Origin of the sequence: Dokdonella sp., from assembly GCF_035703485.1 — a bacterium.
Classification (GTDB): Bacteria; Pseudomonadota; Gammaproteobacteria; order Xanthomonadales; family Rhodanobacteraceae; genus Dokdonella.
In genome coordinates, this window is sequence record NZ_DASSYD010000118.1 from 12,825 (window position 1) to 31,857 (window position 19,033).

Sequence of the window (19,033 nt, forward strand, 5' to 3'; positions counted from 1 at the left end):
ACACTCATGGACGCCTGGATCAACGCAGCGCAAGCCGCATCAATCACCCCGCTTGTCGCCACCGACGAGAAAAACTTCGAGGCACTGATGGCGCGCTTGGGCAAAGGTGTTGCAAAGCTATGCAATGCCAATGACTTTCACGGCGAAAATGGCCGTTTTCTCGGCATCCCCGGCACCGACGGAGAGCCGTCGATCATGCTTGTCGGCTGCAATGCGAGCAGCGGCTTGTTTGCGCTGGCGTCATTGCCACGCCGCCTGCCAGCTGCTGACTATGCGCTGGATTCGCGCGGGATTGCTCTGGATCCCGCCGATGCGGCACTCGGCTGGGCCCTCGGCGCCTACCACTTTTCCCGCTATCGCAAGCCAACCCGTCAAGCCGCGCGGCTGGTCATCGACGATGCGTTGCGTGCCCGCGTCACCAGCCTCGCCGAGGCTGCGACCGTCGTTCGCGACCTGATCAATACACCAACCCAGGATATGGGACCGGCCGATCTCGCCGGCGCCGTCCGCGCACTCGCCGAGCGTCATGCCGGCGACTATCGCGAATGGATCGGGGATGAGTTGCTGCGTGACAATTTTCCAACCATCCATGCCGTCGGTCGTGCCGCCACTGCATCACGAGCACCACGTCTGGCCATGCTGTCACACGGCGCGCAGGACGCGCCGCACGTGGTCCTGGTTGGCAAGGGCGTGTGTTTCGATACTGGCGGACTGGATCTGAAAAATGCCGACGGCATGCGCTGGATGAAAAAAGACATGGGTGGCGCAGCCCATGCGATCGGTCTGGCCGGCCTGATCCTTGATTCGAAGCTGCCGATCCGACTCACCTTGCTCATTCCGGCGGTCGAAAATTCCGTTTCTGGAGATTCATTCCGACCCGGCGATGTCATCCAGACACGCGGCAATCTCAGTGTTGAAATTGACAACACCGATGCCGAAGGTCGTCTTGTTCTTTGCGATGCGCTGGCCTACGCCGGCGAAATGAAACCCGATCTGATTCTCGACTTTGCCACCTTGACCGGTGCCGCGCGGGTTGCTCTAGGAGCCGATTTGCCGGCTCTGTTCTGCAATCGCGACGAGATTGCCACGGCGTTGCTCGATGCGGGAACCCAAACCCAGGACCCGCTCTGGCGCATGCCGTTGTGGCGACCCTACCTGACCATGCTCGATTCCTACATTGCCGACCTGGCCAACTCCGGTCCGTCCCGCCAGGGTGGCGCGATCAGTGCGGCATTGTTCCTCGAACGCTTCGTACCCGAGCAGACCCCGTGGTGCCATCTGGACGTCTATTCCTGGAACGACTCCGAACGCCCGGGGCGACCGAAGGGCGGCGAAGCGCAGGGCTTGCGAGCGTATCTGGCGTTCCTCAAGCAGCGCTTTGGAGGAGCCGGAGTGGGGAGTGGGGAGTAGGGGGTCGGTTGGAAGCTTCGCCATCTGGTTTTCGCAGGAACTCCCTTCAGCGACGATGTTCTTTCTCGATATGCAGAAAGGCATCGCCCCTGAAGGGAACTCCTGCAGAGGAATGCACAAGAGAGTTCTCAATGAGTCCGGCAACGAATCTGATCGACACCGGTGGCGGGCAATTTCGCTTCGTGGCGAAGTCGGCTTTTCCGACTCCGCACTCCCAATTCCCGACTCCCCGCCTCTGATCAATCCACGTTTCCGGCTGCCTCGTGCGGAAGCACGCGGGCGGCCAGCTTGGTGTCGTCGCGGATCAGATCGACCTCGTCGGAGAGAATTTGTGCGGCTTCATTGAGGACGATATCGCGCTTGGCCTTGCGCTGTTCCTCGCGCTCAAGATCCTTGGCAATGCTGCGCTCGTCAGCTTGCAAGCCGTCATCCTGCAGGGTCAGCCCGGCGTTAGAGTCGTCTTCGCCTTCGGTGCTGACAACCGTATGCCCACCTTCGACTTCAACCTCGGTTCGATCACTCTTTGGCATACCGGCACTCTTGAGCGCATCTTCCACTGACTTCGCCGCCGGATCCTTGTCCGGGAATGCGCCGCCGGCAAGGGCCTCGCGAGCCTTGCGCCGGGCCTCCTGATCATCGCGCTCCTTGGTCCGCACCTGCTCATTGAGCGAGAGCGTCTTCTCCGCACGGATGCGCTTGGCATCGGTGATTTCAGCCACGAAATTCTTCCACTCCACATCCTCGCTGGCGCGCACGGCATGCCGCGCCTGCAGCATCGGAATCAGCGGCTTCAGATCGGCGACAGGCTTGTAATCAGCCTTGCTGATCGAGGTCCACGGCAAGGCATTCTTGTAGCTCGATTCACCAAACTCATCGCTGGCCACGGTCATCGGGAAGCTGATTTCCGGAGTCACGCCACGCAGCTGAGTCGAACCTCCATCAATACGGAAAAACTGCTGTACGGTCATCTTCAGATCACCGTAGGTGGGCGTCTCGTTGCGCGCCATGTCATCCATGTTGAGCAGGTTCTGCACCGTGCCCTTGCCGAACGTCGGTTCACCAATGATTACGCCACGCCCGTAATCCTGGATTGCCGCGGCGAAAATCTCCGAGGCCGAGGCCGAAGCCCGGTTGACGAGCACACCGAGTGGTCCGTTCCAGGCGGTGCCGGCACGTGTATCCGATTTTTCCTCGACGCGACCGCTGGCGTCGCGGATCTGCACGACCGGTCCCTTGTCAATGAACAAGCCGGTCAAATTGGTTGCTTCATCCAGTGATCCGCCGCCGTTGTTGCGCAAATCGACGATGACACCGTCCACTTTTTCCGCACGCAGTTCGCCAAGCAGTTTCTCGACATCTCGCGTTGCACTCTTGTAGTCGGCATCACCACTGCGGCGTGCGGCGAAATCCTGATAGAAACTCGGCAGTGTGATGACGCCGATACGTCGTGTGACGTCACCATTCTTGACGTCGATGATCGACTTCTTGGCCGCCTGCTCTTCCAGCTTGACCTTGTTGCGGGTGATCGTGAGCACTTCGTGCTTGCCATCCGGTCCGGCCGCATCGGGCAGAATCTCAAGGCGCACCACGGTTCCCTTGGGGCCGCGGATCTTGTCGACGACATCATCAAGCCGCCAGCCGATCACATCGAGGATCGGCCCGGAAACGCCCTGGCCGACGCCGACGATGCGATCACCCGGATTAAGCTTGCCGGACAGCGCCGCCGGACCGCCAGGAACGATCTCGCGGATAGCCGTGTACTCGTCGAGACGCTGCAGCACGGCACCAATTCCTTCGAGCGACAGGCTCATGGCCAGATCGAAGTTCTCCGACGCGCGCGGACTCAGATAGTTGGTGTGCGGTTCAATCGAGGTCGCGTAGGCATTCATGAAGGTCTGGAAGACATCCTCGCTATTGAGCTGGCGGATGCGATTCAGATAGTTCGAGTAGCGCTTATCGAGGGTCTCTCGGATTTCCTTGCTCGGCTTGCCGGCAAGCTTGAGACGCAGCCAGTCGTTTTTGACGCGCTTGCGCCAGAGGTCATCCAGCTCGGCGGAATTCTTCGCCCAGGGGGCATTCTCGCGGTCGTACTCGTAGGACTCGTCCTTGCTGAAGTCAAACGGCTTGGCGAGTAGCGTGCGCGAGTAGTCCAGCCGCTCGGCCACGCGCTGCTGGTACAGGTTGAAAATGGCGAACGGCGCAGACAGATCGCGCTCGAATATGGCGTCATCGAGTTTGTCGCGAACCGGTTCGAACTTGTCGATATCGGCCTGGGTGAAAAACAGATGGTCGCCATCCAGGCTATCGAGATAGCTCTTGAAGATCTTCTCCGACATCGCATCATCGAGCGGCATCGGCTTGTAGTGGAATCGCGACAGAAAGCGCATCGCCCAGATCGCGGCTTCGGTCTGGTCGGCGGTCGGCTTGAGTACAAGCGGCGCAGTGGTATCGGCGGCTGGCTTGGCAACAGCAAGGGTACACACGGCCAGCAGCACGAGGATCAGGGGAATACGACGCATGAAGCTCTCCATCAATACTTGGGTAACGCGTGGTGTGATGTTCAGGCTGTCTCGGCGAAGCCGGCTGCATGAGCCATTTCGTCCGCGTGGTACGAGGAGCGCACCATCGGACCCGAAGCCACATGACTGAAACCGAGCGTTTTGCCGTAATCGGCCAGCGCGTTGAACTCATCCGGTGACCAGTAGCGCAACACCGGATGGTGGTGTGCGGTGGGCTGCAGATACTGGCCAATCGTGACCATATCGACCGCATGTTCGCGCAAATCGTTCAATGTGCGCCGGACCTGGTCAAGCGTTTCACCAAGACCGAGCATGATGCCGGATTTGGTCGGGATCTCGGGATGTTGCTGTTTGAAACGCCTGAGGAGCTGCAGGGACCAGGCATAGTCAGCACCGGGACGGACTTCTCGATACAGATCCGGCACCGTCTCGATATTGTGGTTGAACACGTCTGGCGGATACTCGGCAAGCAGCTCCAGGGCACGATCCATGCGCCCCTTGCCGCGGAAATCCGGGGTCAGGATTTCGATCTGGATGTTCGGATTCTCGAAACGGACGGCACGAATACAGGCCGCGAAATGACCGGCGCCGCCATCGCGCAGGTCGTCTCGATCAACCGAGGTGATGACCACATAGCGCAGGCGCATGTCGCGAATGGTGCCGGCGAGCTTGGCCGGTTCCAGCGGATCAGGCGCTTTCGGCCGGCCATGGGCGACATCACAGAACGAGCAGCGCCGGGTGCAGACCTCACCAAGAATCATGAAGGTCGCCGTGCCCTTGCTGAAACATTCGTGGATGTTCGGGCACGAAGCCTCTTCACAGACCGTGACCAGACTGTTTTCGCGCAATTTGGATTTTAGCTGGGCGACTGCATTGCCAGGTGGTATGCGTACGCGAATCCAGGCTGGCTTGCGCAGAGTCGGTGAATCGGCGAAACCCGCCCGATTACGCGCAATCTTGGCACTGCCTTGTTGCTTTTCGCCGACGACAGTCAGCGCGATGGTCTTGATCGGTTCGTTCATTGGGCAAGCGTGGCCGCCGCGTCGGCAGCAAAAGTCGGAAGTTCCGCGGCACCGGGCTGCGGCGTGAAATCGAACTGCCGTGACAGTTCCTCTACAAGAACATCTTCGACCGCGACGAGCGATCCCGGACCGCCCAAGTCTAGCATCTGGGTCACTTGCAAACCCTGATAACCACACGGATTGATGCGCCGGAATGGCTCCAGATCCAGGTTCACGTTGAGCGCCAGACCGTGAAACGAGCTGCCACGCCGGATGCGCAGGCCGAGTGCGCCGATCTTGGCATCGGCAACGTAGACTCCCGGCGCTCCGACCCGGCGTACTGCAACAATATTCCAGTGCTCCAGCGTGTCGATGATGGCTTGTTCGATGCGATCGACCAGTTCGCGAACGCCGATACCGAGTCGACGCAGGCTGATCAGCGGATAGCCGACAATCTGGCCTGGCCCGTGGTAGGTCACCTGGCCGCCGCGCTCGACGTGCAGCACCGGAATATCTCCGGCTGCCAGGACATGTTCCGGTTTGCCAGCCTGGCCGAGGGTGAATACGGGCTCGTGTTCAAGCAGCCAGAACTCGTCCGTTGTCTTCTCATCGCGAACATTGGTGAATGCGCGCATTGCATCAAGGACCGGCTGGTAGGGCTGGCGACCAAGGCGACGGACGATCAGTGGCTGGGACATATCAAGAAAATTCGGACAGTGAAATCGATGATCAAGCCCGGAGAAGGCACCGGATTCAGATCGTCCAGCGAATCGCCTCGTCGGCACGCAAAGCCGCATGTGCCTTGTCGTAGGTTTCGCGATCCGGGCAGGTGAAGGTGACTGCGACCGACAAATAGTTGCCTTCACGCGAGGGCTTCGAGCGCAGGCTGCCAGTGATCACGCTGAGTCCAAGGCCCTCGATGATTTGCATGACACGGGATTCCAGATCGGCATCGGCGCGGCCGAGCGCGGTGATCTCGAACGCCCCGGGGAACTGGAATCCCTGGCTGGAGCTTTGCGGTTCGATGTCATTGATGTTCTTCATGTTCAGCCGTCGCTTGCGCGTGCCGCGCCGGCGTCAGGCTTGTCCTCGCTTTCGAACCACAGCATCACGCTATCGAGCATGCGCTTGAAAAACCCGCCTTCGGCGGCATCGGCGAGCACCACAATCGGGCGCTCAAGCAAGGTCTTGCCATCGAGCTGGACTTTCAGGCTGCCGACTTTCTGACCCTTTTCAAGCGGCGCAATCAGGTGCGCAGGCAGATCCATGCTGGCTTTGAGATCGTCGTAGCGACCGCGCGGCAGGGTAACAACGACATCCTCGGCAACGCCAAGCGCAACCGTGGCCGCTTCGCCTTTCCACAATGCCGGCGTCGCCAAAGGCTTGCTGACTTCGTAGAGTTTGTGCGTCTCGAAAAAGCGGAACCCATAGTTGAGCAGCTCCTGATTGTCATCGGCACGCTGCTTTTCACTGCCGGCCCCCATGACCACCGCGATCAGGCGCTGATCGCCACGCTCGGCCGAGGTCGCCAGACAATATCCTGCGGCACTGGTGTGACCGGTCTTGATGCCATCAACCGAGGAATCGCGCCAGAGCAAGGTGTTGCGGTTGTGCTGCTTGATTCCATTCCATTCGAATTCCTTGATCTTGTAGATCGCGTACTCGGCTGGATAGTCGTGGATCAGGGCACGAGAAAGCAGAGCGACATCGCGTGCCGTCGTGTAGTGATTCTGGTTGGGCAGACCGCTGGCATCAACGTAGTGAGTGCCGGTCATGCCGAGTTGGGCGGCGTACTGATTCATCAGATTCGCAAACAGCTCTTCCGAACCCGCCGTGTGCTCGGCCAGCGCGATGGCTGCGTCGTTGCCTGACTGGATAATCATGCCGTAGAGCAATTGCTTGAGTGGCACCTGACTGTTCAGTTCCAGGAAGCTGGTCGAGCCATCGGTTCCGGCGCCGCCAGAACGCCAGGCGTTCTCGCTGATCGTGACCGGATCATCCATGTGGATCTTGCCGTGCGCGAGCTCGGCCGAAACCACGTAGGAGGTCATGATCTTGGTGATCGAGGCCGGTTCCACGCGCTCGTCAGCATTGCCTTCGAGCAGAACCTGACCGGTGGCGTAGTCCATCAGCACCCAGCTCTTGGCATCCAGGGTAGGCGGTGGTGGTGTCGGCGTGGCAATCGTGGGCGAGGCCGGCTGTGGCATCGGCCGTGGCGTGGCCGGGCTCTGCGCATTGGCCTGGGTGAGAAGGGCTGCGCAGGCAGCGATCAGGGAGGCGACCAGCAACTTGTTCGGCAAAACAGACTCCTGAAGCAGTAGAGGTATGGCGCAGGGCACCCGCAAGGACGCTATTGTCACCCGTTCAATCTTCGATCGCCACGCGCGGCATTCCAAAACCGAGCTTTTCAATGCGCGAAACCAGCGCGTCGGCTTCGGCAACGCTGGCCAGAGGCCCGATGCGAACCCGATGAATCTCGCGTTTGTTGATCCGCGTGGTGACGATATTGGCGCGGCTGAGACCGGCTTGTTCAATGCGTGCGAGGAAACGTTGCGCATTGTCGCGATCAGCAAAAGCGCCGAGTTGAACATAGATCCTTGAAGGAATATCCGACGCTGAGACAGCATTCGATGGCGCCGGTTCCAGTTCGCCGGCATTCAAAGCCCGTACCTCGACCATGGCCGTGCCCTTGGGCCAGACCCCGATACGTACCGCTGCGGCATAGGAAAGATCGATCAGGCGATTCTCATGGAAAGGACCTCGATCATTGACCCGCACGACAACGCTCTTGCCATTGGCCAGATTGGTTACGCGCACATAGCTCGGCAAAGGCAGGGACTTGTGTGCCGCGCTGAACTTGTACATGTCGTACGGCTCAAGGCTTGATGTCATGTAGCCGTGGAACTTGTTGCCATACCACGATGCGATTCCACGCTCGACATAGTTGTGCGCATCCGGCATCACCCGGTAGGTCTTGCCGAGCACGCTGTAGGGTGACTTGTTGCCGTAGCGTGACTTTGCTTCGACCTTGGGAACCGGCTCGACCAGTTTGCTGATATCGACGTCGGATTCGCTGGGGCCGCCATCCTGGCTTTCGCGATAACGCCTGGATTGCGGCAGGCTGGTTTCTGGCACAGCGCGGGGTTGTGGCACTGTCGTGGAAGGCTGCGAAGCTGGCGTCTGCGGTCGTGGCTTATGCCGGGCACAGGCAGCCAGCAGCAACGCGACAGCGATCGCAATCAGCGCACTTTTCACCTCTTGTCGCCAGCCACACCAGCGGCAATCTCTCGTGACAATTGCCAGACCGCCATCGAATAAAGCGGACTGCGGTTGTAGCGCGAGATGACATAAAAATTGTGGAAGGTCAGCCAGCTTTCCTCACCCTGGGCGCCCTCAAGGCGCAACAGGGTTGCCAGCTCGGTCGGTTCAATGGGATCACTCGGCAGATAGCCCCACTTCTTGAGCTGTTCGATCGGATAGACCGGATCCAATCCGTCCGGCTTGAGTTCGCGCGCGTCGGCACGAATGCTTGCCCGGGCCGCCACCGGCTGGCCTTCCTCCCATCCATGGACCGCGAAATAGTTGGCAACGCTGCCGACGATGTCAGGCAACGAATTCCACAGGTCAATCCGACCATCGCCATCGTAATCGCGGGCAAAGTTGGCAACGCTGGTCGGGATGAACTGACCCCAGCCCATGGCACCAGCATAGGAACCGACCAGTTCGTCGATCGGATAGGCCATGTGCGTGTCGCCAAGCAGGAACAACTGGCGCAATTCGCCGCGGAAGAATGTGGCCCGCGGCGGGTAATGGAAGCCCAGGGTTACCAGCGCGTCGAGCACCTTGTAGCTGCCGAAATTGCGGCCATAGCTGGTTTCAACGCCGATGATCGCGACAATGACTTCAGCATCGACAGCAAACTCCGCAGCCGCTCGATCAATCAGTTCACGATTGGCCCGATAGAACGCAATGCCATCGTCACGTCGCTTGTCGGTGAGAAAGATCGGTCGGTAATCCTTCCACGGCTTGGCTTCAGCCGGACGCGACATGGCATCGAGAATGCTCTGCTGGACTTTGGCCTTGGCCAGCGTCGCCAGAACATCGGACTCGACCAGACCATCCTCACTCTGCAGCTTGCGCGCAAACGCGACATATTCCGGATCGAGCGTCGAGCTAACCGGGCTCTTCGATTTCACCGGTCTGGCATTGGCGGCATCAACCGAGCTGACCGGTGTGAAGGCGAAGGCCATCAGCAATCCAAATGAGATCCAGCAGGTTTTGTTCAAGATCGGGCAAGCCTCGTAGTAGGTACGGTAAGGGTATCGCGTCGGATCATCACCCTGCCACTCGTCGACGTTGTGCGTGGATCGACATCAGCACGCCAAATCCGGCCAGCAGCGATACCGCCGACGTGCCGCCATAGCTGATCAGGGGCAGCGGCACGCCAACCACTGGAAGAATGCCGGTGATCATGCCGCCGTTGACGATGACGTAGACAAAGAACGCCATGCTGATCGCACCGGCGAGCAGGCGCGAATAGGTATCCTTGGCGTTCACTGCAATCAGCAGACAGCGTCCAATGATGAACAGATAGAGGGTCAGCAGAAGCAGTACGCCGATCAGGCCCCACTCTTCGGCAAACACGGAAAAAATGAAATCCGTGGTGTGCTCAGGCAGAAATTCGAGTCGCGATTGCGTGCCATGATGCCAGCCCTTGCCCCACATGCCGCCGGAACCCACCGCGATCTTTGACTGGATGATGTGCCAGCCGAGCCCCAGGGGATCGGATTCCGGATCGAGCAGCGTGCGCACTCGATTGCGCTGGTATTCGTGCAGGAAGTGCCAGGCCACCGGCGCGGCGGCAATCACGCTGCCAATGATCAGGCCGATTCGCCACCAGGCCAGCCCGGCCAGAAACACCACGAACAAGCCACTGGCGATGACCAGCAGGGCCGTGCCGAGATCGGGTTGCTCGGCGATCAATCCGGCCGGAATTGCAATCAGCACGGCGACCGCAAACAGACTCGACCAGGATGGCGGCAAATGTCGCTGGTTCAGATACCAGGCGACCATCATCGGCATGGTCAACTTGAGCAATTCGGAAGGCTGAAAGCGCACCACGCGAAGATCCAGCCAGCGATCGGAGCCGCGGCCTTCGCCGAGCAGGGCGACCAGAATCAACAGAATCACGCTGGCGGCATAGAGCCACGGCGTCCAGTTGCGCAGACTCGATGGGGGCACGCGCGAAATCAGAGCCATGAGGATGCCGCCGAGCAGAAGCCGAGCTCCCTGGGCAATGGCCTTGTCACGATCCAGATCGCTGGCGCTGTATTGAGTCACCAGGCCAACCACGGCGAGCAGCAACAAGGCTCCGGCCAGCGGCAGGTCGAAGCGTGGACGACGCACCAATCCCATGATGCGATAGCGAAGCTGGGCGAGGAGTTCGTCCATCAGCGCCCCGCATCCATGGTCTTGGGCGGCTCTGTCAGGGCGTCTGGCTCATCGTGCAGCCAGGCGTCCATCATCGTACGCACGATCGGCGCCGCGTCGGTACTGCCGCCACGACCCGCTTCAAGCGCGACCACTACCGCAATACGCGGCTTTTCCGCCGGCGTGAATGCCTCGAACAGCACCTGATGACGCTCAACCGCGACTTGCGAGATGTGTTGCCAGACTTCGTTGGTACGTGAGAAGCGCTCAGCCGTGCCACTCTTGCCGGCAATCACATAAGGAAAACCGATACCCATGCGACGCGCAGTACCTGTCGGCCCGTTGACCACCGCAATCATGCCTTCGCGTACCGCCTGCCAATTGGAGGGATCCTTGAAATAGCTGGTTCCACCGGGCTCGACGGGCGCAGCAACCGGTGCATCGCCAATACCCTGTTGCGTCGCAAGCAGCAGATGAGGGCGATGCGAAACACCGCCAGCGGCTAGCATCGCAACACCGTGGGCCAATTGCAGTGGCGTCACCACCCAGAAACCCTGGCCGATCCCGGCAATCACGGTTTCACCGGGATACCACGGCTCGTTCTTCTGCGCCCGCTTCCACTCTCGCGATGGCAGCACGCCATCACTTTCACCGGCAAGATCAATGCCGGTCGGCTTGCCGAATCCGAACTGGGCCATCGACTCGGTGAGTTTGTCGATGCCCATGTCCAGGGCCAGCGCGTAGTAATAGGTATTCACCGACTGAGCCAGCGACTGAACCAGATCAACGCGACCATGGCCGCCGGCCCGCACATCGCGATAGCCACGCTTTTGCCCGGGAATGTGGAATTCACCGGTCGAAAGAATCGTATCCGATGGTTTGCGCAAGCCCAGCTCAAGACCTGCCGAGGCGATAAACGGCTTGACCGTCGAACCCGGCACGTAACTGCCGCGCAGTGCCCGATCGAGCAAGGGTTTGTCAGGGTTGTTGAGCAGCGCGTTGTAGTCGGTCTGGCTGATGCCGTTGACGAACAGATTCGGATCGAAGCTTGGCACGCTGATCATCGCCAGCACTTCGCCATTGCGCGGATCAATCGCAACGGATGCACCGGCTCGATCGGCAAATGCCGCTTCAGCAGCCTCCTGGATTCGCGTATCCACGGTCAGGTAGAGGTTCTTGCCCGGGGTCGACGCAACCCGTTCGATAACCCGGAGCGGTCGTCGATCCGCATTGACCTCAACCAGTTCGTAGCCCGGCACGCCGTGCAGGAGCTCTTCGTAGGATTTTTCGATCCCGGTTTTGCCGATATGCGTCGTACCGGCATAAAGCGAAGCATCCAGGCGTTCGACATCATTGGCATCGATTCGTCCGACGTAGCCGACCAGATGACCAAACTCGACACCCTTGGGATAGTAGCGAGTGAGATAAGGCACAACGTCGACACCGGGAAAGCGCCAACGGTTGACTGCAAACAAGGCGATATCCTCTTCGCTCAGCTTGAGTCTCAGCGGCACACTCTGATACGAGCGCTTGGTCTTGACCAGCGCCTTGAAGCGGGAAATGTCATCGTCGCTGATACCGATGGTGTCGCGCAGGCCCTGCAGCAGGGCATCCATGTCGGCAACCTGCTCCGGAATCACCTCAAGCCGGAACGCCGCGACGTTTTCCGCCAGAAGGACGTTGTTGCGGTCATAGATCAAACCTCGCGCCGGTGCCAGCGGTCGGGTCAGAATCCGGTTGGCATCGGATCGGGCCTGAAATTCGGCATGCTGGGAGACTTGCAGATACCAGAAGCGGAATCCGAGCACGACCAGACAAACGAAGATGATCAGAAACCCGACCAGGGCCCGGCGCAGGAACAGAGCCGCTTCCTGACGACCATCCTTGATTGGCCGACGCTTCATGACTCCCGGGCGCGCAACCGGGCGCGAATATCATCGAGCAGAAGAAAGGCGAATGGCCACGCCAGCATGCCTGTAAATGGAGAAATCCAGAAATCAACGGGAGGAATCGGGTCGCCGGAAAAACCTCGCACCATGATTACCACGATTCGGTCATTGAGCAGCAGGCCGAGCACGGCAAGTGCTTGCTGACTGATTGGAAAGAAGCGCAGGCGCGAACGAAAACGCAGCACGATGAACGCCATGACGACCAGGCGCATCGCCTGTTCACCGAGCAACTGCCCGGTCAACAGATCGCCACACAGACCGATCAGAAAGCAGAAACCCAGACCTACCCGATCCGGGGTTTCGATCGCCCAGTAGATCAGGACCAGGGCGATCCACCAGGGCTTGAACGCCAGCAACGGCTGCGGCAGCGGCGTCAGCTGCAGGAGGAACGCGAGCGCGATGCTGGCTATGAAAACCCAAGTCTGAATGCGCCGACGGTTCATTGTCCGGCCTCCGGATTCGGCTTGGGCTCGGGCTCGGTAGACTGGGCAAGCTCGGCATCCGGCGCCGGTGGCCCCATCGGCTGTGGCAGATCCTGCAACAGGAGAACTTCACCACTGCGATCCAGCGCCGCCGTGGGCTTGGCAATTGCTGCGGCAAACATGCCGCTTTCGTCATTGCTGATCTCGATGATTTCGCCGACCGGGAAGCCTGCCGGGAAACGACCGCCGAGCCCGGAAGTGACCAGTTCATCACCGACCTTGATATCCGAGCTGATCGGTATGTTCGGCAGACGCAGGCGATTGATGGCACCGGTTCCGTAGGCAATCGTGCGCAGGCCAGTGCGGCGCACCTTGACCGGAATGGCGTGGGTTGGATCAGTGATCAGCAAGGCCACCGAAGTATTCGGCAGCACCTCGACAATCTGTCCCATGATGCCAAAGGCATCAAGCACGGGTTGTCCAACCTCGATCATTTGCGAGCTGCCGGCATCGATGACGATGCGATGGCGGAACGGATCCAGATCGATATCAATGAGGCGCGCGAGATGCACGCCAAGACCCAGCTCTTTTTGCACATCAAGCAATTGCTTCAACCGCTCATTCTGCGCGGTCAACGCCGACATCCGGTTGAGCCGGACCTGAGCCAGCAACAGAGCCTCGCGAAGACGCTGGTTCTCGTCGACGAGCTTGCCTTGCGTTACCACTGCCAATCGGCCTGCGCGCGCCACATCAGACGGCAGCGCGGCAATCCGGTAAGCCGGTTCGACAAGCACGCGCGAAAACACCCGCAGGCTTTCCAGGTAGCCAGCACGGTGATCGATGACCATGATGATCATTGCCAGGGTCAGATAGGCAATCAGACGCGCGGTACTGACCGCACCTTCGGCAAACAGGAAAACCTTGTCAGGATTCGAGAGGGGCATGTGTATCGCGGAACTTGCACTTCGCCTCGCGGCTCGCCTGGCAGGCCTGCTGAGCGCTGCGTGGGTTGTGCCATTTGATCAGCGTCGCCTTGTGGCAACGCTGATCACTCGGAAGCAAAGAAATCACCACCGTGCTGATCCACAAGCTCAAGCGCACGCCCGCCACCGCGAGCCACACAGGTCAGTGGTTCGTCCGCCACATGCACATGCAAACCGGTCTCTTCCGAAAGCAGGCGATCAAGATCACGCAGCAGCGCACCGCCACCAGTCAGCACAATGCCGCGTTCGGCAACATCGGAGCAAAGCTCGGGGGGAGTCTGCTCGAGCGCACTGCGTACCGCACTGACGATACCCGAAAGCGGTTCGTGCAGCGCTTCGAGAATTTCATTTGAATTGACCGTGAACATGCGCGGCACGCCCTCGGCCAGATTGCGTCCGGAAACCTCGATCTCCTTGACGTCCGATTGCGGAAACGCGCAACCGACTTCCATCTTGATGCGCTCGGCCGTGGCTTCGCCAATCAAGGTGCCGTGATTTCGTCGCACGTAATTGATGATGGCCTCGTCGAAACGATCGCCGCCGATGCGTACCGATTGCGAGTAGACGATGCCATTGAGCGAGATCACCGCGACTTCCGAGGTGCCGCCACCAATGTCGAGAACCATCGAACCGCGCGCCTCACCGACCGGAATGCCGGCGCCAATCGCAGCGGCCATCGGCTCTTCGACCAGAAACACATCGCGCGCGCCGGCGCTTTCTGCCGATTCCTTGATCGCGCGGCGCTCGACCTGGGTCGAGCCGCAGGGCACACAGACCAGTACACGCGGACTCGGGCGGAACATGCGTGAACGATGCACCTTGCGGATGAATTGCTTGAGCATTTCCTCGGTCATCGAAAAATCGGCGATGACACCATCCTTGAGCGGACGCACCGTGACGATGTTGCCAGGCGTGCGACCGAGCATTTTTTTCGCATCGGAGCCGACCGCAGCGATGCTTCGCGGGCCACCGGGGCCCCGATCCTGACGAATCGCGACAACCGACGGCTCGTTGAGGACAATGCCCTGACCTCGGACATAGATCAGGGTATTCGCCGTGCCGAGATCGATCGACAGGTCGTTGGAAAAGAGACCACGCAAGCCTTTGAACATGAGTAAGCTGAATCCGGGAAGTGATGCTGCAGTGAGGATCTGCAAGGAGCGCGACAGTTTAGAGACGGCCAACACTGCAGGCAAGCCAAATTCGCGTTAAGGCAACGTTGCTCAAACGGCTATTGGGAGAGCCGCCGATTGCCTGGCGAACATTGCTTGCTCGATTCGCGAGCCAGTTCTGCACGTTCGACCTGGCTGACTACGGATGGGTCGGACTGATAGAGTGCGCGCCTGACTTTACGCTGGAAATCCCATGCTCAAGACGATTTTTCGATCTGCTCTACTTGCGACCCTGGTGCTAGCCGCCGCAGCCTGCAACAACGATTCCTCGCAATCGGCCGGTGCCAAGGCCAGCGGGCCGGAGCAGACCGTCCAGCGCTCGATCGCGCTGGCCCGCGACAGTGACGTCGCCGGTCTGATCCAGAACTCGCTGCCGCCCGAGGAATTCGCCCGGATCAAGGCCGAATGGGCCAGCGAGAAGGACGAGGCGCCTGTCGATGATGCCGCCCGCGCGCGTTTTGCCGAAACCATGGCCAAATTGACCGCTGATGACGCCGCAGCGACTCTCTACAAGGAATTGGAACCCGATATCCGCCAGTTCGATGCCCAGTATCAAAAGCAGATGCCGACCATCGTGGCGATGGGTCGCGGCTACCTGAAAGGCCTTGTGCAGCAAAGCAATGAGCTGTCCGCCAGCGAAAAGGAACAAGCGTCGAATATCATCGAAGCACTCGCAACCTGGGTCGAGAAAACCCGCTTCACCGACCCCGAGTTGGTCAGGAAGGCCCTGGAAAACGTCACGGCAACGGCGCGCGAGCTCGACCTGAAAACCCTGGATCAGGCCCGCGCCATGAGCTTTGATGAGTCCGCTCCGAAGATGAAGATCGCCTTCAACGGCCTCAAGAAGGTCCTCGATGTCTATGGTTTCTCGATCAACGACACGCTGGATTCGGTCAAGACAACCCTGGTCTCGAGTGAAGGTGACAACGCCGTGGTCCAGCTCGACTACAACCTGCTCGGGACGCCGTTGCAAGCGACCACCGAAATGGTACGTATCGACGGTCGCTGGTACAGCAAGGACACGATAGAGAAACTCAAGGCGCGCAAGGCCGAAGCCCGGATGAGCGCGCCGGCGACACCCGCAGAATCAACAGAACCGGCAACGGGCGAAGGATGATCCGCAGTATCGTCATCAAGACGATCGATCGGAATGCCCATGCAACAGAACCTTCCTCTGCCCACGCCACCACAGGACGTGAGCGCACCGCGCGCGCCGTTCTGGCTGAAGCTGGCCAGCGCGGTATTGCGGCCGTGGATTCGCATTCGCCGGGAACCGCGCGAACCCCGTGAGCTGCTGCCGAATGATGGTATTCCGACCGTCTATGTCGTCGAACGCTACGGCCTCTCCGACACGCTGATCCTCGAACAGGCCTGTCGCGAAGCCGAGCTTCCATCGCCATACGAGTCGGCGACGAAGCTGCCGATCAAGCGTACCCGGGCGATAATCGCGCTGACTCCGCGACCCAGCCTGTTTCGCAGCCGCTCCCACAGCTCGCGTTCGGAAACCTTGAGCCAACTGGCCGAAATGGTCAGCAAGAATCAGCAGGAGGATATCCGCCTGGTCCCGGTTTCGATTTTTGTCGGTCGCGCCCCGGATCGGCAGTCGGGCTGGTTCCGCGTGCTGTTTGCGGAAAACTGGGTGGTTGTCGGCCGCTTCCGGCGCCTGCTCGCGATCCTGCTCAATGGCCGCGACACCATCGTCCAGTTTTCCGCTCCGGTATCGCTCAAGGAAACCCTGAGCGAACAGGATGACGTGCCGCTGGAGCGCAGCGTACGCAAACTCTCGCGGGTATTGCGTGTGCACTTCCGCCTGACCCGTACCACCATCATTGGCGCCGATCTTTCGCACAAGCGCACGGTGGTCGATTCGGTCGTTGATTCCGATGCGGTTCGCCAATCGATCGACACCGTCGCGACCAAGGAAGGCGCCAGGGTCGAGCAGGTTCGCCGCCGTGCGCGCAGCTATGCGCTGGAAATCGCCGCCGACTATTCACACACCGTCGTGCGCTCGATATCGTTCATTCTGATCGCCTTGTGGAACAAGCTCTACGACGGCGTCGTCATGCATCACTTCGACAAGCTGCGTGCGGTCGCGCCCGGCCATGAGGTGATCTACGTCCCCTGCCATCGCAGCCATGTCGACTACCTGCTACTCAGCTACACGCTCTACCAGAATGGCCTGGTGCCGCCGCATATCGCCGCCGGGGTCAATCTGAATCTACCGGGTTTGGGCGCTCTGCTGCGTCGTGGCGGTGCCTTCTTCCTGCGTCGCAGTTTCAAGTCGAATGCGCTGTATTCAGCGGTTTTCACTGAATATGTCAGCCAGTTGTTCGCTCGCGGCGTCGCCCTCGAATATTTCATCGAAGGTGGCCGCTCGCGCACCGGTCGATTGCTGCAGCCGCGCAGCGGCATGCTGGCCATGACCTTGCGCAGCTTCCTCCGCGAATCGCGCCGCCCGGTGCTCTTCCAGCCGGTCTATTTCGGCTACGAAAAGCTCATGGAGGGCAACTCCTATATCGGCGAGCTGTCCGGCAAACCCAAGGAAAAGGAATCCCTGCTTGGCTTGTTCCGGGCGTTTGGCGTGCTGCGTCAGCGCTACGGCAAAGTCGCGATCAATTTTGGCGAGCCGATCAATCTTGGCGTTTTGCTTGATGAAGTGGCACCGAACTGGCGTGACTCGATCGAGAAGCCCGACAGCAAGCCCGAATGGCTGTCGGGTGCCGTCGACGTTCTTGCCGAACGGATCCAGTCAAATATCAATCGTGCGGTCGACGTCAATCCGATCAACCTGCTCGCCCTGGCACTTCTGGCCATGCCCAAACACGCCATGGCCGAAGCCGACCTGCTCGCCCAGCTTGAGCTGTACAAGGATCTGCTGATCGCCCTGCCCTACAGTGATCGCGTTACCGTCACTGAAAAGACTCCGGCTGAAATTATCGCCTACGGCGAGGCCATGCAATGGATTCGTCGCGTCAATCATCCACTCGGTGATGTACTGATGGCCGAGGGCGACAACGCGGTGCTTCTTTCCTACTTTCGCAACAATGTGCAACATGTCTTTGTTGCCGATGCCTGGATCGCTTGCTGCTTCCTCAATAACCAGCGCATGAGCCGGGCCAGCGTGCTGCGTCTCGGAAAACTGATCTATCCGTTTATCCAGGCCGAATGGTTTCTGCCGTGGAGCGAGGATGAGTTCAGCGATCGCCTGCGCGCATCCATCGACTTTCTTGTCGCGCGTGGCTTGCTTGAAAGCGACACAGAAGGTCGCGTCATCGAGCGCGCGCCCGGCCAGAGCGACAACGCATTCCGCTTGCGCGCCCTGTCGCACAGCCTGTTGCAAGCGGTCGAACGCTACTACATCACGCTGGCCTTGCTGACCAGCAATGGTCGCAATTCGCTGACTGCCGCCGAGCTTGAAAAGTTGTGCACGCTGACTGCCCAGCGGCTGTCCCTGCTGAACGAACTCAACGCACCGGAGTTTTTCGACAAGTCGCTGTTCCGAGGATTCATCCTGAAGTTGCGTGAGCGTCGCGTCGTCCGCGCCGATGCCGACAACAAGCTCGATTTCGACGCCGATCTCGAGGCGCTGGTCAAGGAGGCGAAAGTCATCCTCAGCCGGGATATTCGCCACGGCATCCTGAAATTGACCTCAGAGTTGCCGGGAACCAATGGCGAGAATGATGCAGGGAAAACCGAAGACAACGCCTGATCGAGCCGGTATCAGGCATCCAGATCAGGAATCAGACGGCTTTCGAGGATCGCGATCGTGTCTTTCAGATGCAGCTTGCGCCGCTTCAAGCGCTTGAGTTCGAGTTCGTCGTTACCTGGATCGAGCACCAGTCGTCCGATCATGGCATCGAGTTCCCGATGCTCGAGCCTTAGAGCAGTCAATTGACGCGTGATGGTGGAGGGATCTTCGGTATTCATGCGGCGCCCTGATTCTGGGCCCAGTCTAAGCCAACGCTGAGCCAACGCCCACATCGCCAAGACAGCACGTGCAGGAACCGCTCACTTCGCCGTTCAAAGGTCTCGGCGCAGACGCCCCGGGCAGGTATCCTCGGTATCGATGCGGTACCCGGCCTTGCCGGTTGATTCATCAGTCTCATGACCTGATCCTGCCCTCTGCAAGGATCAGTTTTTTCGCCCC

At 59.8% G+C, this 19,033-nt stretch carries 16 protein-coding genes; 3 read left to right on the top strand and 13 right to left on the bottom strand.

All coding sequences use genetic code 11. The features are described from left to right. Positions 1 to 6 precede the first annotated feature (6 nt). The gene (locus VFN25_RS08885; RefSeq protein WP_325140977.1) at positions 7 to 1,410 is read left to right on the top strand and encodes a leucyl aminopeptidase family protein; all 1,404 of its coding nucleotides are present in this window, start codon (positions 7 to 9) and stop codon (positions 1,408 to 1,410) included. 239 nt (positions 1,411 to 1,649) lie between these two features. On the opposite strand, the gene VFN25_RS08890 is transcribed toward VFN25_RS08885, so the two are convergent. From VFN25_RS08890 to VFN25_RS08945, 12 genes are all read right to left on the bottom strand, one after another. Next, positions 1,650 to 3,929 carry a carboxy terminal-processing peptidase gene (locus VFN25_RS08890; protein WP_325140979.1) on the bottom strand — a complete coding sequence of 760 codons (2,280 nt, stop codon included), beginning with the start codon at positions 3,927 to 3,929 and terminating at the stop codon, positions 1,650 to 1,652. 41 nt (positions 3,930 to 3,970) lie between these two features. Next, a complete protein-coding gene (gene lipA / locus VFN25_RS08895) occupies positions 3,971 to 4,951 on the bottom strand; it encodes a lipoyl synthase (protein ID WP_325140981.1) in 981 nt (326 codons plus the stop codon). Next, positions 4,948 to 5,628: a lipoyl(octanoyl) transferase LipB gene (lipB, locus tag VFN25_RS08900; protein ID WP_325140983.1), complete on the bottom strand. Its 681-nt coding sequence runs from the start codon at positions 5,626 to 5,628 to the stop codon at positions 4,948 to 4,950. The genes lipA and lipB overlap by 4 nt, the downstream gene beginning before the upstream one ends. Before the next feature lie 55 nt (positions 5,629 to 5,683). Then, positions 5,684 to 5,974, bottom strand: a complete 291-nt coding sequence (locus tag VFN25_RS08905; RefSeq protein ID WP_325140985.1) for a YbeD family protein — start codon at positions 5,972 to 5,974, stop codon at positions 5,684 to 5,686. Between the two features lie 2 nt (positions 5,975 to 5,976). After that, positions 5,977 to 7,230 (bottom strand): D-alanyl-D-alanine carboxypeptidase family protein, encoded by a 1,254-nt coding sequence (locus VFN25_RS08910; protein ID WP_414648913.1) that lies wholly within the window; start codon positions 7,228 to 7,230, stop codon positions 5,977 to 5,979. A 64-nt stretch (positions 7,231 to 7,294) separates the two neighbouring features. After that, complete coding sequence (locus VFN25_RS08915; RefSeq protein ID WP_325140987.1) at positions 7,295 to 8,185, bottom strand: septal ring lytic transglycosylase RlpA family protein; 891 nt, start codon at positions 8,183 to 8,185, stop codon at positions 7,295 to 7,297. Further along, entirely contained in the window at positions 8,182 to 9,180 is a 999-nt protein-coding gene (gene mltB, locus VFN25_RS08920) for a lytic murein transglycosylase B (RefSeq protein ID WP_325140989.1), read from the bottom strand. Before mltB ends, VFN25_RS08915 begins: the two co-directional genes overlap by 4 nt. Positions 9,181 to 9,265: 85 nt before the next feature. Continuing rightward, positions 9,266 to 10,381: a rod shape-determining protein RodA gene (rodA, locus tag VFN25_RS08925; protein WP_325140991.1), complete on the bottom strand. Its 1,116-nt coding sequence runs from the start codon at positions 10,379 to 10,381 to the stop codon at positions 9,266 to 9,268. Next, positions 10,381 to 12,264 (bottom strand): penicillin-binding protein 2, encoded by a 1,884-nt coding sequence (gene mrdA, locus VFN25_RS08930; RefSeq protein ID WP_325140993.1) that lies wholly within the window; start codon positions 12,262 to 12,264, stop codon positions 10,381 to 10,383. The genes rodA and mrdA overlap by 1 nt, the downstream gene beginning before the upstream one ends. Further along, positions 12,261 to 12,752, bottom strand: coding sequence for a rod shape-determining protein MreD (mreD, locus tag VFN25_RS08935; RefSeq protein WP_325140994.1), 492 nt, complete (start codon positions 12,750 to 12,752; stop codon positions 12,261 to 12,263). The genes mrdA and mreD overlap by 4 nt, the downstream gene beginning before the upstream one ends. Further along, a complete protein-coding gene (gene mreC, locus VFN25_RS08940) occupies positions 12,749 to 13,675 on the bottom strand; it encodes a rod shape-determining protein MreC (protein WP_325140996.1) in 927 nt (308 codons plus the stop codon). Before mreC ends, mreD begins: the two co-directional genes overlap by 4 nt. 104 nt (positions 13,676 to 13,779) lie before the next feature. Continuing rightward, complete coding sequence (locus VFN25_RS08945) at positions 13,780 to 14,826, bottom strand: rod shape-determining protein (RefSeq protein ID WP_325140998.1); 1,047 nt, start codon at positions 14,824 to 14,826, stop codon at positions 13,780 to 13,782. A gap of 253 nt (positions 14,827 to 15,079) precedes the next feature. Between VFN25_RS08945 and VFN25_RS08950 the strand changes: the two genes are divergently transcribed. Continuing rightward, positions 15,080 to 16,003: a hypothetical protein gene (locus VFN25_RS08950; RefSeq protein ID WP_325140999.1), complete on the top strand. Its 924-nt coding sequence runs from the start codon at positions 15,080 to 15,082 to the stop codon at positions 16,001 to 16,003. Positions 16,004 to 16,036: 33 nt separating this feature from the next. After that, complete coding sequence (gene plsB / locus VFN25_RS08955) at positions 16,037 to 18,595, top strand: glycerol-3-phosphate 1-O-acyltransferase PlsB (RefSeq protein ID WP_414648914.1); 2,559 nt, start codon at positions 16,037 to 16,039, stop codon at positions 18,593 to 18,595. Between the two features lie 11 nt (positions 18,596 to 18,606). On the opposite strand, the gene VFN25_RS08960 is transcribed toward plsB, so the two are convergent. Then, a complete protein-coding gene (locus VFN25_RS08960) occupies positions 18,607 to 18,813 on the bottom strand; it encodes a YdcH family protein (protein ID WP_325141002.1) in 207 nt (68 codons plus the stop codon). Between the last annotated feature and the right edge of the window lie 220 nt (positions 18,814 to 19,033).

Coding starts and splice junctions, on each gene's coding strand:
- VFN25_RS08890 (WP_325140979.1), bottom strand. CDS start 3,929: ATGCGTCGTATTCCCCTGATCCTCGTGCTGCTGGCCGTGTGTACCCTT.
- rodA (WP_325140991.1), bottom strand. CDS start 10,381: ATGGACGAACTCCTCGCCCAGCTTCGCTATCGCATCATGGGATTGGTG.
- mrdA (WP_325140993.1), bottom strand. CDS start 12,264: ATGAAGCGTCGGCCAATCAAGGATGGTCGTCAGGAAGCGGCTCTGTTC.
- plsB (WP_414648914.1), top strand. CDS start 16,037: ATGCCCATGCAACAGAACCTTCCTCTGCCCACGCCACCACAGGACGTG.
- lipA (WP_325140981.1), bottom strand. CDS start 4,951: ATGAACGAACCGATCAAGACCATCGCGCTGACTGTCGTCGGCGAAAAG.
- VFN25_RS08945 (WP_325140998.1), bottom strand. CDS start 14,826: ATGTTCAAAGGCTTGCGTGGTCTCTTTTCCAACGACCTGTCGATCGAT.
- mreC (WP_325140996.1), bottom strand. CDS start 13,675: ATGCCCCTCTCGAATCCTGACAAGGTTTTCCTGTTTGCCGAAGGTGCG.
- VFN25_RS08950 (WP_325140999.1), top strand. CDS start 15,080: ATGCTCAAGACGATTTTTCGATCTGCTCTACTTGCGACCCTGGTGCTA.
- mltB (WP_325140989.1), bottom strand. CDS start 9,180: ATGGCCTTCGCCTTCACACCGGTCAGCTCGGTTGATGCCGCCAATGCC.
- VFN25_RS08885 (WP_325140977.1), top strand. CDS start 7: ATGGACGCCTGGATCAACGCAGCGCAAGCCGCATCAATCACCCCGCTT.
- VFN25_RS08905 (WP_325140985.1), bottom strand. CDS start 5,974: ATGAAGAACATCAATGACATCGAACCGCAAAGCTCCAGCCAGGGATTC.
- VFN25_RS08960 (WP_325141002.1), bottom strand. CDS start 18,813: ATGAATACCGAAGATCCCTCCACCATCACGCGTCAATTGACTGCTCTA.
- lipB (WP_325140983.1), bottom strand. CDS start 5,628: ATGTCCCAGCCACTGATCGTCCGTCGCCTTGGTCGCCAGCCCTACCAG.
- mreD (WP_325140994.1), bottom strand. CDS start 12,752: ATGAACCGTCGGCGCATTCAGACTTGGGTTTTCATAGCCAGCATCGCG.